The sequence below is a fragment of the Pseudomonas sp. P105 genome, assembly GCF_032614175.1.
GTDB lineage: Bacteria > Pseudomonadota > Gammaproteobacteria > Pseudomonadales > Pseudomonadaceae > Aquipseudomonas > Aquipseudomonas rhizophila.
This window is the reverse complement of sequence record NZ_CP126693.1, coordinates 6129746-6143525: the sequence shown is the minus strand read 5'-3', so window position 1 is coordinate 6143525 and position 13780 is coordinate 6129746. Positions and strand designations below refer to the sequence as shown.

Here is a 13780-nt window from a genome sequence, read left to right as displayed (position 1 = left end):
GATGCGTAGCCTAGCGGCGCGTAGACAGCGTGCTGGCAAATCGATACTGTCAGCACTACAAGGATCATCATAGGATGGAGAAACAGATATGGACGTCTTGGATATAAAAATTGAAAACTGCTATGGAATTCAAAAGCTTGATGCAAAGTTAACGTTTAAAGGGGGTGGAAAAGTCCCAGCAGGTTCTGCCTTTTCTGTATATGCCCCAAATGGGTTTATGAAAACCTCATTGGCGCGGACTTTTCTAGATGCTCAAGAAGGGCGCGAGAGCCAAGATCTGATATTCCCAGCACGGCAAACCAGCAGGATAATTTATTCGGCACCAGCTACGGCGTTACCACCAGAATCAATATTTGTAATCAAACCGTACGTTGAACGTTATGCTGGAGCAGGCACTTCAACTCTCTTGGTCAACCAGCAGTTGAGACACGAATATGAGGAGGCGATTCGAAATATCGCGACAACTCATGATGCGGTCTTGAAAGCTTTGAAGGACGCCTCGGGTTGGCCAGGAAGATCCAATCCGGATGCTGAAATAAAAGACGTGTTTCAGTTCAAAAATTCATTTGATTTCTTTTCGGAAATAGCAGGCCATCTAGATGGCGATATTCGCTTTTCCGATCTGGTATATACCGAAATTTTTAATGATAAAACGATAGCGGCGTTCAAAGCTGGTACGTTGCATGATCAGCTGCAAGAGTATATGGAGAAGTATCAAGAGTTGGTGGAGAACTCCCCGCTGCTTAGCAAGAAATTTAACCACTCAGGTGCCAGCGACGTTTCAAAGAGTCTGCAAAGTAACGGCTTTTTTGAAGCGAACCACGCGCTGAGTATATCGAATGGCGGAGAAAGGCTTGAGGTCGCTTCAGCTAAAGAACTAGAAGAGTTAGTCGGTGCTGAAAAGAAACGAATTCTAGGTGATAAAGAGCTATCTGCAAAATTTGAAGCTGTTGATAAGCAGCTCCAAAAGAATTCGGAGTTGAAAAAGTTTCGTGATTATCTAGGCGCTCATCCGGAAGTTCTTGCCGAGCTAGGTGATTTTGAAGGCTTCAGGAAAAAAATCTGGAACGCCTATTTCAATGTTGCACAGTCAGCTCTGGTCGTATTTGCTGCGGCGTACGCTTCGGCGAAGGACGTGATTGCGGAGACTGCCCGTCAAGCTGATGCAGAGAAAACGAAGTGGGCTGCGGTAGTTTCTCAGTTTAACGAAAGATTTTTCGTCCCTTTTAAGCTGGTCGTACAAAATCAGCAAGATGTCATTTTAAAGGGCGAAGCACCAAAGGTTGCCTTTGAGTTCAAAGACGGGCAAGGCTCTTGTGGCGTCGAAGAGGAAAAACTTCTTCAAGTGCTCAGCCAAGGGGAGAAGCGTGCTCTATATATTCTGAACGTATTGTTCGAAGTGCAGGCAAGGCGTGAGGCAAGTCAAGAGACGTTGTTTGTAATTGACGATATTGCAGACTCTTTCGACTATAAGAACAAATATGCAATAATCGAGTATTTTAACGAAATTTCGAGAGTGTCATTTTTTAAGCTGATTTTTCTAACGCATAATTTTGACTTCCATCGTACTATTAGCAGTCGTCTGCAAATCGCTAGAAGCCGCAGGCTGTTTGCAAAAAAAAGTCAAGGTGTGCTGTCTTTTGTGGAAGAGAAGTATCAGAAGAACCCCTTCACAACATGGAAAGCAGGCCTGGGAAATAATACAGCTTATCTTGTAGCCAGCATCCCATTCGTGCGTAATCTGGCGGAGTACTGTCACGGGGTGGCTAGTCAACACTATCTCATGCTGACGTCTTTGCTGCACGTCAAGGCAGACACGGCAGCGCTTACAGTCAAAAATTTAGAGGACACATTCAAAGCTACGTTGCTGGATCAGCCGAATTTGTCTTTACCAAATCCGGCCGATTCCGTAATCCAGCTTATATTTAGCGAGGCCGATGCTCTAGCTGCTGCGGCGAATGATGATGTCGAACTTGAGTCGAAAGTTATCTTGTCAATCGGCATTCGACTCAAGGCTGAGGAATTTATGATCGCTAAAATCAATGACACAGCTTTTGTGGATGCGATAAGTAGCAATCAGACATTTGAGCTGTACAGCAAATTTTCTTCGATGTTTCCCGGCAGTGGGGAGCAGTTGATGGTGCTGTCTCAAGTCAATCTAATGACCCCGGAGAATATTCATCTCAACTCATTTATGTATGAGCCTATCTTGGATATGTCAGCGCTGCATCTCTATGATCTTTATGGAAAGGTGAAGGCGCTCGCCTGAGTGTTTGCACGCCAAGCAACACGGACCGCATGGTCGGGTGTCTTAGACCCGCTATGCGGGGGTGATCCAGCATTGTACTGGTTTCCTAGTCGTATCTGAGGTGGGACAACCCGCCCTTTGAGGATGGCAGCTGTCGGTTAGCTTCTGGTTCTCTGCGGAATGGCGATTGTGACGGGTGAACGGAGCACATATTACTGATGTGCCTATTCGAATATATGGTATTGAAACTACTCTTTAATGAATGCTTCATAAAATTCGTAGGGCGTGAGTCCGTTAAAGTCAAAATTGCCAAAACCTTCAAGCTTCTCTGCCGATGCATGAGCGGCTAGTGGAATATATTTGATCGTGGCTCCAGTTTCTGTTTGGAGCCTTTGGGTCGGGAAGTGCTTCTCTAATTTTTCCAGCGATCTACAATAGTGGTTTATTTGATTTTCTCTTGCGATTCTGTAAGTGTGGGCGATTTCGCGAGATGCCTCGGGGCTGAAAATGTCCTCAACTTCCGGTTTGGCTTCTTCAGCTGCTTCGGCGAGGATAAAGGAGGGTATGAAACGTTTTTTTGAGTCGCCGTACGGCTGCTCTTGGATGGTAATGTCAATAATCTTAAATGGTGGAGCGTACACCCAGTAGTGACCGGGAGTGCAATTTTGGTCTTTCGTAATAGAGTAGAAGTGTGCATCCCCCTCATCGCTATGCTCCGGGAAGGTTAGGCTTACGCTCCCCCTCAAGCATGCACACCAAACCCCCTCTAGCTCTAAGCATCTCATGAGGATTGATGAGATGTCGATACAGGCGCCCTGCCTTCCATTGCCAACAAGATGGGCGTGTAGCGTCTCAACGATTTTTACTATTTTAGATCTTGCTTCATTTAAATATTCGCTGGTGTATGGTCTTGAAGCGACAAACAAGGCGTGGTTGTTAAGGTAGTCGCTATCCCTTTGCTCCTCTGCCATAAAATTCTCATGATCATAGAATGCTGGCGTGTCGAAAGGTATGTTCTTGCTTTCAAACTCTAGTTTTAATTCCTTATAGTTCATCTTGATACCCTTATTGAAAGCTGTCACGGGGTAGATCGATGCGCGCCCGTGCATGTTTTGCAGCATGATTAGAAACAGCGAGTAACCTCAACCTGCCTCGATAGGATGCAACCCAGTATTTAATTTCGCGGGAGCTGACCCATCAGGTCGATCTTGAAGCATTTCAAATGCAAAGGCTTGGCAGATATCTCTTTTGAAATATCATAATGCCATCAATATGTCTACTGTCCGCTTTTGGCCGATAGCAGACGAGAGTCAATAGTCGTTAGTGCTTGGGCCGTTTGCTTGGCGTCTGTAGGTGATGCAGCAAAACGAAAGCGCAGTCCAGTGAGGAAATGAAACAGGCTCGCTAGGAAAGCGGCAGTCAGATGCAAATACATCAAACCCGACACACGTCGGGTTTGATATCGGATGGTTTGCTATCGCGGATCAACGTTATCCAGCACCCGGTTCGCCAGCAACGAACTCAGTTCAATCAGCTGCTGAATGCCAAGGGCAAAGTGACGACGTGAGCCTTCCAGTTCGAAGGCCAGATCGCTGACCATTGCATCGGCCGAAGCTAGGGTTTCGCTGAGGTTGGCCAGCAGGGATTCGTTGTCGATGTCTTTTACGACGGTGAACAGCTGGCCCGGTTTAGGGGCGTCTTCGGGCTTCGTCTGTTTTGGCAACAGATAGAAATCCAGGGCGCGCTTTGCGGCGTCGTCGTGCTTTTTGGTTTTGGATCTGGTGCGCGGGGGAGCTTGGTCCGCCTCTGGCGGATTCGGGGTAGGCTTGAACATCTGCATTCTTCCTGTAGTAGGCCGCAACCATCTCGCTACTAAACGGAAGGGGGGCGGCTGTGCGCAAGTTAGTAGACCGGTGGAAAATGCATAAAAGCCCGGCGCGCCCGAAGGCGCCATGCGCACAGCCACCATCAAGTGCAGGCAATGCCTGACTGATGAGACTCATGCAGCCATTATGCAAATTCCAGGGCTACTAAACCCGACCACTGATGGGCAGTGGCAGGGAAAACGATAGAGGCCGGAGGCAAGGCGCACAAGCGGACGGATTCTGGCGTAGTTGTAGGCAAAGGCGCAAGGATGCGTAGCTTGGTGGGAAAGCGGCGCGAAATAGGTGGGGAGGGACGCCATGTCACGAATTCCGCCTTGTTCGGTGCGTCTCCTTCGATGACATCGGGCGAGCGTCGTATCAGCGACTACCGCAAATGCTCGCCGGTCGCTATCGCCTAGAACGCCTGCTCGGAGCAGGAGGCATGGGGCTCGTGTATCGCGTACGGGACCTGCTACACGAACAATACGGTGATCCCGATCCATACGTTGCGTTGAAAATGCTCAGTGAGCAATTCGATGGCTCGCCTGACGCCAGCGCGCTGCTCTACAGCGAGTTCGCCCTGAGCAGACGATTGCATCACCCGAACGTGTTGCGTCCATACACCTTCGAAGTGGACGCTGACCATCGACGGGCTTTTATCACCATGGAACTGATGCGCGGCTTGACCTTGGACAAACTGCTTTGCGAGCGGCCGCTGGGTTTGCCCTGGCATGAACTGCAAGCCATCGCCGCGCCGCTGCTCGACGCCTTGGCGTATGCCCACAGCCGGGGCGTGTTGCACGGGGACATGAAGCCAAGCAACGTCATGCTCAGCGAGGAGGGGGTGCGTTTGTTCGATTTCGGCTTGGGCCTGGCGCAAGAGGGCCCGTTGAAGGGTCTGCCAAACCTGAGTCGAGACCGCCTCAACGCCTGGACCCCGAGCTACGCCGCCCCTGAGTTGCTTGACGGCGCACCGTTGTCAGAGGGGGCCGATGCCTATGGGGTGGCTTGCTTACTGTATGAGCTGGCGAGCGGCAAACACCCGTTCCGCCGTTTACCTTCAACCCAAGCTCGAGACGCCCGCATGGAGCGCGAACTCAAAGCTCCGCGCAATTTGCCCAGGCGTTGCTGGGCGGCGTTGCGCTTGGCGCTGACGTTTGATCCGGGACAGCGCTGCATTACTGCGGCGCAGTTGCGTGACGCCTTGGGTGCTGAGTCGTCCTGGTGGTAAGTCGGTTGCGAGCAATGTCATGAGCGTGCCGGCAATGCATCTTGTGGCCGGCAAGCCATGTGCATTCCCTTAGTTTCGGCTCTGCTGGAAGCTCCACTCCTCAGCCCGAACTAGTCGGCAGAACGGCCCTTCAAGAGTCGCATTGTGATGAGCAACGATGTCCTTGGCTTTCATCACGGGCGTGTCTGAACAGGTATGGCCTTCGGCGACAAGTACCGCGTCGAAGCCAAGATCACGAGCAGCACGACAGGTGCTATCGACGCAGTATTGGGTTTTCATGCCAGTAATCACCACGCCGGTAGCCCCGAGAGACCGCAAATTGTCCGCCAGGTCGGTCATTTCAAAGGCGTTTGGCCGCCGTTTTTCGAATACTACCTCTTCACCCAGAAGCTTCAGTTCCTGCGCAACCATCGTCAACGGGCTGCCTGGTCCGATTGGAGATCCATCGGGCCCAATGTGGCGCGCGAGAAAAATCGGGGCGCCAGCGTTGCGTGCCTTGTCCATCAGGGTATTCACTGTTGCCAACAACTCTTCGCAGCGCCATGGTTTTTCCGGGCCGTGAACAAGCCCGACTTGGATATCGAGTATCAATAGGGCGTACATGAGTGCATCTCCTTGCGTTTGAGCCAGCGACACAAGGGCGTAAAAAAGGCCCTGTCCATCGCTGGCGGGCCTTTGAAGTTCGTCTGCTATTGGCTCACGATACCTCGCACGCTCCGCTTTCAGCGGTCGTGGTGGTGGTAGTCGAGGTGAGGCAATAATGGGTCATAGCTCGACACTAGCACACAAAACCCCAAAAAAAGGCGCTTCCCCACTCAAGGAGAAGCGCCATCTTTTTAAGTGAACAGCATTCCGCCGGCTGGCGGGGTTGCTTATCAGGCCGTTGCAGGCCGCAGCGAGTAGGTCTTGAGCTGGTCAGCGAAGTCGCGCAGGGACTGGATGCCGCTGGCCTCGGCTTCGTGGATCCATTCCTTGATGGCCGCGAGCATGTCGTGGCCGTTGCTGCTGGTCTTGGCCCAGATCTGCTGCAAGGCCAGGCGTTTTTCGTAGATCACCTTCAACGCCTGACTGTGTTCCAACATGCTCTGGATGCGCGCATGGTGACGCTCATCCAGCAGGCTGGTTTCCCGCGATAACAGGCGTTTGGCCCGGTGGAATTGGTGGCGGACCGAGTGATCGACCTTTTCCAGTTCCTGCTTGACCAGCGGCGCGATGACCAGCCTGCGGTACTGGGCCATGATCTGGAAACGGTTGTTGAGGATCGCCATGGCGGTGTCCATGTCCAGATGCCCCTTGCCCTCGACACGGTGGGCGATTGGCGCGACGCGCTGGACCTTGGCCAGGCGCAGGAAACTGAATACCTGGATCCAGGCCCAGCCCAGGTCGAACTCCCATTTGCGTACCGACAGCTTGGCCGAATTGGGGTAGGTATGGTGATTGTTGTGCAGTTCTTCGCCACCGATCAGGATGCCCCAGGGCACCAGGTTGGTCGCCGCGTCGCGGCATTCGAAGTTGCGGTAGCCCACGGCATGACCCAGGCCATTGACCACGCCCGCGGCCCAGACTGGAATCCACATCATCTGGATGGCCCAGATGGTGATGCCGATAGTGCCAAACAGCAGCAGGTCGATGACGCCCATGATCGCCACGCCCATGAGTGGGAAGCGGCTGTAGAGGTTGCGCTCGATCCAGTCATCAGGGCAGTTCTTGCCGTAGATGCGCAGGGTTTCGGGGTTTTCCGCTTCGGCGCGATAGAGTTCGGCGCCTTTGCGCAGCACGGTGGACAGGCCTTTGATCACTGGGCTGTGGGGATCATCGACGGTTTCGCATTTGGCGTGGTGCTTGCGGTGGATGGCGGTCCACTCGCGGGTGTTCTGCGCCGTGGTCAACCACAGCCAGAAGCGGAAGAAATGTTTGAGGCCGGCGTTGAGCTCCAGGGAGCGATGAGCCGAATAACGGTGCAGGTAGACCGTGACGCCAATGATCGTGACATGGGTCATCAGCAGGGTGACTGCCACCAGTGACCAGGGCGACAAGCCAAGAAAACCTTCGTACCACATAGGCTATAGGGCCCTCGATAAAGATAGAAACAGCCGTTGCATTATCACCTGCCGCACAGATAAAACCAGTCGGCCTTTCAGATAACAGTGGCAGGATGTTTCTTACTCTATAATTCCCACCTCTTTGTGGGGACATGGATCGCCGAATGACCGTCTATCACCGCAGCGCCATGCGTGGAGCGCTGCTTTATCTCGTGCTGTCGGTCGTCTGGCTGCAGCTGGTTGGTTATTTATTGAGCAGCTTTTTCGATCAATCTGCCGATCAGCTTCGCTGGCAGTTGATCAACGGATATGCCTGGGTCCTGGTCAGCGCCGGATTGGTTTTCCTGGCGGGTGTGCGGATATCCCGGCTTTTCGGAACAGGCGAACACCGTGCCGACGGCGAACGTTTGCGCCAGGCCGCCGCCGTCTTCGATTGCACGCGCGAAGGGGTGTTGGTGACGGACCCGAACGGCCTGATCGTGCACGTCAATCGCGCCTTCATGACGATTACAGGGTATGCCCGGGATGAGGTGTTGGGCCGGCGGCCCAACCTGTTCAAGTCTGGCCGTCATGGGGCGGATTTCTACCAGGAGATGTTTGCGTCCCTGGGCAGCCGTGGCGAGTGGAGCGGCGAGATCTGGAACCGACGTAAAAGCGGTGAGATCTACCCGCAATGGCAGACGATCCGCGTCGTTCGCGACGATAACGGTCAGGTCAGCCATTACGTCGCGGTGTTTTCGGACATCAGCGCGATCAAGGATTCGGAGCACGAACTGGCGTACCTGGCCCACCACGATCCGCTGACCGGTCTGCCCAATCGCCTGCTGTTTTCTGATCGCGCCGAGCAGGCGCTGGCGTCGTCGCAGTTGCACAAACGCGGCTGCGCCTTGTTGCTGGTGGACCTGGACCATTTCAAGAACATCAACGACAGCCTGGGGCATCACGTTGGCGATCAATTGCTCAAAAGCGTGGCGGAGCGATTCCGGGGGTTGTTTGCGCCCGGCGTGACCCTGGCCCGGCTGGGGGGCGACGAGTTTGCGGTGCTGGTGGAAAATTGCTCGCAGCCGGCGCAGGCGGCGGTGCTGGCCCAGCGCATTATCGATGCCCTGAAAGAACCGTTGCGCCTCGAAAACCAGCTCTTGTTCATCAATGCCAGCGTGGGCATCAGCCTGTTTCCCGGGGATGCCCTCAGCGCGGGGCAACTGCTGCGCAATGCCGACTCCGCCTTGTTCAAGGCTAAGAGTGCCGGGCGCGATGGCTACGCCCTGTATACCGAAGAACTCACCGCTCATGCCCAACAACGGGTCGAGATCGCCTTCGAACTGCGACGCGCGCTCCAGCAGCAGGAGCTGCGGGTTCATTACCAGCCGGTACACGATCTGGCGACCAGCCGCCTGATCGGTGTCGAGGCTTTGGTGCGCTGGGAACATCCCGAGCGCGGGCTGGTTTCGCCGGCCGAGTTCATTCCCATCGCCGAGCGCACCGGGCTGATCGCCCAAATCGATGCCTGGGTCATGGAGCAGGCCTGTCGACAGATGCGTCAATGGCAGGAGGTCGGGGTGGCGTTATCGTTTGTCGCGGTCAACGTTTCCAGTCGGCTGTTCGCCCGTCGCGAGCTGTACGAACAGGTCGCGCGGGTGCTGCACGTTTCAGGCCTGGACCCGGCCTGTCTGGAATTGGAAGTGACCGAAAGCGCGGTGATGGACGATCCGGAGGTGGCCCTGGAGCAAATGCACCGTCTGCGGGAATTGGGGGTGCGACTGGCTATCGATGATTTTGGTACCGGTTATTCGTCGCTGCTGCGACTCAAACGCCTGCCTGTCCAGAAGCTCAAGATTGATCAGGGCTTTGTGGCTGGGTTGCCGTGGGATGAGGACGACGCAGCGATTGTCCGGGTAATCATCGCCCTGGCCCGCAGCATGGGTATGCAAGTGCAAGCCGAAGGCATCGAGCAGCGCGAGCAGGCAGCGTTCCTGCTGGAACATGCCTGTGGGATGGGGCAGGGCTACTGGTTCGGACGACCCGTTGCCGCGCAGCAGCTGGATTGGGATCGCGCGCCCGCAATCAATTAATTGCCTTTGCACATCGGCTGCTTGTGTTTTTGGTTATATAAAAATTCTTAAATAGTCTTTTTAAGAATATCTACGCCTATCTAGTATTGCTCCTACGCCACAAACGGTGCCGCCCACTTCCAGGCATTCAAGGAGCAATAGCATGAGCGCATCTCTACGCAGCGTTGACGGTCAGGACGAAGCAACTCTGTTGCGCGAGATCCTCAATGCCTTGCGGGACCTTCGTTTTGGCGCGGTGGAAATCACTGTGCACAACGCGCAAGTCGTCCAGATCGAGCGCAAGGAAAAATTCCGGTTGCAGCAGCCGAGCCACAAACCGGGTTGAAGACCAACACTTCACAAACATAAAAAAACCGGAATTCCAGGAGTTTTCACCATGCCGTCAATTCGCCGTTATGCCTTGGCCGTCTTGGCCAGCGCTGTTTTTGCAGGTTCCGCTTTTGCCAAGGATTACGAGTTGCTTAACGTGTCCTACGACCCGACTCGCGAGCTGTACCAGGATTACAACGCCGAATTCGCCAGTTTCTGGAAGAAAGCGCACCCGGACGATAGCGTGAAGATCCAGCAATCTCACGGTGGCTCGGGCAAGCAGGGTCGGGCGGTGATCGATGGCCTGCGGGCTGACGTGGTGACCCTGGCTCTGGCTGGCGACATCGACGAAATCGCCAAGCTGGGCAAGTCCCTGCCGGCGGATTGGCAAACACGCCTGCCGGAAGCCAGCACACCGTACACCTCGACCATCGTTTTCCTGGTGCGTAAAGGCAATCCCAAGGGCATCAAGGACTGGGGCGATCTGATCAAGGATGACGTGTCGGTCATCACCCCGAACCCGAAGACCTCCGGCGGTGCTCGCTGGAACTTCCTCGCCGCCTGGGCCTATGGCCTCAAGGCCAACGGTGGTGACGAAGCCAAGGCCAAGCAATACGTTCAAGCACTGTTCAAGCATGTGCCGATCCTCGACACCGGCGCCCGCGGCTCGACCATTACCTTCGTCAACAACGGTCAGGGCGACGTGTTGCTGGCCTGGGAAAACGAAGCCTTCCTGGCGCTGAAAGAAGACGGCGGCGCGGACAAGTTCGACATCGTCGTGCCGTCGTTGTCGATCCTCGCCGAACCGCCGGTGGCGGTAGTGGACAAGAATGCCGAGAAAAAGGGCAACCTGGAGATCGCCGAAGCCTACCTCAAGCACCTGTACAGCCCGGCCGGCCAGGAAATCGCCGCAAAAAACTTCTATCGTCCACGTGACAAGGACGTGGCCGCCAAGTACTCCCGGCAGTTCCCGAAATTGGACCTGGTAACCATCGACAAGGACTTCGGTGGCTGGAAAACCGCCCAGCCGAAATTCTTCAACGATGGCGGCATTTTCGACCAGATCTATCAGGCGCAGTAAGCTGGGCAGGCCTGAATGAGCTGATTACAAGCTAAGGCCGGACACTGAATCTGTGGCGAGGGGATTTATCCCCGTTGGGGCGCGAAGCGGCCCTGAATCTGGCATGTCTTTATGCTCAGGTGAATTGAGTCGGCTGCTTTGGGGCTGCTTCGCAGCCCAACGGGGATAAATCCCCTCGCCACAGTTTTTGCGCGTTCTCAACCAAGGACCTTTATGTCGCGTCGCATATCCCCCGTCATACCCGGCTTCGGGCTGACGCTGGGCTACACTCTGGTGTACCTCAGTCTGATTGTGCTCATACCACTGGCGGCAATGTTCGTACATGCCGCCCAACTTACCTGGGAACAGTTCTGGGCGATCATCTCCGCGCCACGGGTGCTGGCGGCCTTGAAGCTCAGCTTCGGCACTGCTCTGTGCGCGGCGATCATCAACGGTGTGATCGGTACGCTGTTGGCCTGGGTGCTGGTGCGCTACACCTTCCCCGGTCGCAAGATCATCGATGCAATGATCGATCTGCCGTTCGCCTTGCCCACCGCCGTGGCGGGTATTGCACTGACGGCGTTGTATGCGCCGACCGGCCTGGTCGGCCAGTTTGCCACCGACCTGGGTTTCAAGATCGCCTACACCCCGCTGGGCATCACCCTGGCGCTGACCTTCGTGACGCTGCCGTTCGTGGTGCGCACGGTGCAGCCGGTGCTGGCCGATATCCCCCGTGAAGTCGAAGAGGCCGCCGCCTGCCTCGGTGCCAAGCCGTGGCAGGTGTTCCGCCACGTCCTTGTGCCGGCGTTGTTGCCGGCCTGGTTGACCGGCTTCGCCCTGGCTTTTGCCCGTGGCGTGGGCGAGTACGGGTCGGTGATTTTCATCGCCGGCAACATGCCGATGAAAACCGAGATCCTGCCGCTGCTGATCATGGTCAAGCTCGACCAATACGACTACACCGGCGCCACCTCCATCGGCGTGCTGATGCTGGTGGTTTCCTTCGTCCTGTTGCTGCTGATCAACCTGCTGCAGCGGCGCATCGAAACCCCATAAGGAGGCGCGAACATGTCCCAATCGTCTATTTACGCGGCCTCCACCAACGCCGCCCGCCGCGGCAGTGCAACATCGCGGCGAGTCCTGATCGGTCTTGGCTGGTTGATCTTTGCGCTATTCCTGCTGCTGCCGCTGTTCATCGTGGTCTCCCAGGGGCTGAAGCTGGGCCTGGGGGCGTTCTTCGCCGCAATCTTCGAACCCGATGCGCTGTCGGCGCTCAAGCTCACGGTGATCGCGGTGCTGATCTCGGTGCCGCTGAACCTGGTGTTCGGGGTCAGCGCCGCGTGGTGCGTGAGCAAATATTCATTCCGTGGCAAGAGCATGCTGGTGACCCTGATCGACCTGCCGTTCTCGGTGTCGCCGGTGATCGCCGGCCTGGTCTATGTGCTGATGTTCGGTGCCCAGGGCCTGTTCGGGCCGTGGCTGTCGGATCACGACATCCAGATTGTGTTTGCGCTGCCGGGCATCGTGCTGGCGACGATCTTCGTCACCGTGCCGTTCGTGGCCCGTGAGCTGATCCCGCTGATGCAGGAGCAGGGCACCCAGGAAGAAGAAGCCGCGCGCCTGTTGGGTGCCAATGGCTGGCAGATGTTCTGGCATGTCACCGTGCCGAACATCAAGTGGGGGCTGATCTATGGCGTGGTGCTGTGTACCGCCCGGGCCATGGGCGAATTCGGCGCGGTATCGGTGGTGTCCGGGCACATTCGCGGGGTCACCAACACCCTGCCGCTGCACGTCGAGATCCTCTACAACGAATACAACCACGTGGCCGCGTTCGCTGTGGCGAGCCTGTTGCTGATCCTGGCGCTCTTCATCCTGCTGCTCAAGCAGTGGAGCGAAAACCGAATCAACCGCCTGCGCGCCAGCGCCGCGGAGGAATAAGTCATGTCGATCGAAGTTCGTAACGTCAGCAAGAATTTCCACGCCTTCAAGGCCCTCGACGATATCAGCCTGGACATCCAGAGCGGCGAGTTGGTGGCCCTGCTGGGGCCGTCGGGTTGCGGCAAGACCACTTTGCTGCGGATCATCGCCGGCCTCGAAACCCCGGACCAGGGCAACATCGTGTTCCACGGCGAGGACGTTTCCGGCCACGACGTGCGTGATCGCAACGTCGGTTTCGTATTTCAGCACTATGCCCTGTTCCGCCACATGACGGTGTTCGACAACGTTGCCTTCGGCTTGCGCATGAAGCCCAAGAACCAACGCCCGAACGAAAGCCAGATCGCGACCAAGGTCCACGAGTTATTGAACATGGTGCAACTGGACTGGCTTGCCGACCGTTACCCCGAACAGCTTTCCGGCGGCCAGCGCCAGCGTATCGCCCTGGCCCGCGCCCTGGCGGTGGAGCCCAAGGTGTTGCTGCTGGACGAACCCTTCGGCGCCCTCGACGCCAAGGTACGCAAGGAACTGCGGCGCTGGCTGGCACGGTTGCACGAGGACATCAACCTGACTTCGGTGTTCGTGACTCACGACCAGGAAGAGGCCATGGAAGTCGCGGATCGGATCGTGGTGATGAACAAGGGTGTGATCGAGCAGATTGGCTCACCGGGCGATGTCTACGAAAACCCGGCCAGCGACTTTGTGTATCACTTCCTCGGCGACTCGAACCGCCTGCACTTGGGTGAGGATCGACATGTGCTGTTCCGCCCCCATGAAGTCTCGCTGTCGCGTTCGGAGCTGGAGGATCACCACGCCGCCGAAGTGCGCGACATTCGCCCGCTGGGCGCCACCACCCGGGTGACCCTGAAGGTGGAAGGCCAGAGCGAGCTGATCGAAGCTGAAGTGGTGAAGGACCACGACAGCCTGGTGGGCCTGGCGAAGGGCGAGACGCTGTTCTTCAAGCCGAAGGTCTGGCAGAAAGTCTCAAACCTTTAAGATCAAAAGCATCGCGAGCAGGCTC

At 56.0% G+C, this 13780-nt stretch carries 11 protein-coding genes and 1 pseudogene; 8 read left to right on the top strand and 4 right to left on the bottom strand.

Going from position 1 to position 13780, the window contains the following annotated elements:
* Window positions 1-88: 88 nt before the first annotated feature.
* Window positions 89-2269 carry a hypothetical protein gene (locus QOM08_RS27660; protein WP_316912359.1) on the top strand — a complete coding sequence of 727 codons (2181 nt, stop codon included), beginning with the start codon at window positions 89-91 and terminating at the stop codon, window positions 2267-2269.
* 227 nt (window positions 2270-2496) lie between these two features.
* Here QOM08_RS27660 and QOM08_RS27655 read toward each other — a convergent pair whose 3' ends face one another.
* Together QOM08_RS27655 and QOM08_RS27650 are read right to left on the bottom strand one after the other, a co-directional pair.
* Entirely contained in the window at window positions 2497-3303 is an 807-nt protein-coding gene (locus QOM08_RS27655; RefSeq protein ID WP_316912358.1) for a hypothetical protein, read from the bottom strand.
* Between the two features lie 419 nt (window positions 3304-3722).
* Window positions 3723-4082, bottom strand: a complete 360-nt coding sequence (locus QOM08_RS27650; protein WP_316912357.1) for a DUF6124 family protein — start codon at window positions 4080-4082, stop codon at window positions 3723-3725.
* 416 nt (window positions 4083-4498) lie between these two features.
* Between QOM08_RS27650 and QOM08_RS27645 the strand changes: the two are divergent.
* Window positions 4499-5344, top strand: a pseudogene (locus QOM08_RS27645) (serine/threonine-protein kinase); the annotation flags it as partial.
* A 69-nt stretch (window positions 5345-5413) separates the two neighbouring features.
* Here the strand turns inward: QOM08_RS27645 and QOM08_RS27640 are convergent.
* Window positions 5414-5947: a cysteine hydrolase family protein gene (locus QOM08_RS27640; protein WP_076383220.1), complete on the bottom strand. Its 534-nt coding sequence runs from the start codon at window positions 5945-5947 to the stop codon at window positions 5414-5416.
* 272 nt (window positions 5948-6219) lie between these two features.
* Window positions 6220-7404 carry a delta-9 fatty acid desaturase DesA gene (gene desA, locus QOM08_RS27635; protein WP_076383221.1) on the bottom strand — a complete coding sequence of 395 codons (1185 nt, stop codon included), beginning with the start codon at window positions 7402-7404 and terminating at the stop codon, window positions 6220-6222.
* Window positions 7405-7550: 146 nt separating this feature from the next.
* Between desA and dibA the strand changes: the two genes are divergently transcribed.
* From dibA to QOM08_RS27605, 6 genes are all read left to right on the top strand, one after another.
* A complete protein-coding gene (gene dibA / locus QOM08_RS27630) occupies window positions 7551-9458 on the top strand; it encodes a phosphodiesterase DibA (protein WP_316912356.1) in 1908 nt (635 codons plus the stop codon).
* Window positions 9459-9600: 142 nt separating this feature from the next.
* Window positions 9601-9783 (top strand): sulfur starvation response protein OscA, encoded by a 183-nt coding sequence (oscA, locus tag QOM08_RS27625; RefSeq protein ID WP_047230313.1) that lies wholly within the window; start codon window positions 9601-9603, stop codon window positions 9781-9783.
* A 51-nt stretch (window positions 9784-9834) separates the two neighbouring features.
* A complete protein-coding gene (locus QOM08_RS27620) occupies window positions 9835-10848 on the top strand; it encodes a sulfate ABC transporter substrate-binding protein (RefSeq protein ID WP_047230312.1) in 1014 nt (337 codons plus the stop codon).
* A 213-nt stretch (window positions 10849-11061) separates the two neighbouring features.
* Window positions 11062-11880: a sulfate ABC transporter permease subunit CysT gene (gene cysT / locus QOM08_RS27615; RefSeq protein WP_047230311.1), complete on the top strand. Its 819-nt coding sequence runs from the start codon at window positions 11062-11064 to the stop codon at window positions 11878-11880.
* A 12-nt stretch (window positions 11881-11892) separates the two neighbouring features.
* Window positions 11893-12762: a sulfate ABC transporter permease subunit CysW gene (gene cysW, locus QOM08_RS27610; protein ID WP_107321447.1), complete on the top strand. Its 870-nt coding sequence runs from the start codon at window positions 11893-11895 to the stop codon at window positions 12760-12762.
* Window positions 12763-12765: 3 nt separating this feature from the next.
* Window positions 12766-13755, top strand: a complete 990-nt coding sequence (locus QOM08_RS27605; RefSeq protein WP_139048647.1) for a sulfate/molybdate ABC transporter ATP-binding protein — start codon at window positions 12766-12768, stop codon at window positions 13753-13755.
* Window positions 13756-13780: the final 25 nt, after the last annotated feature.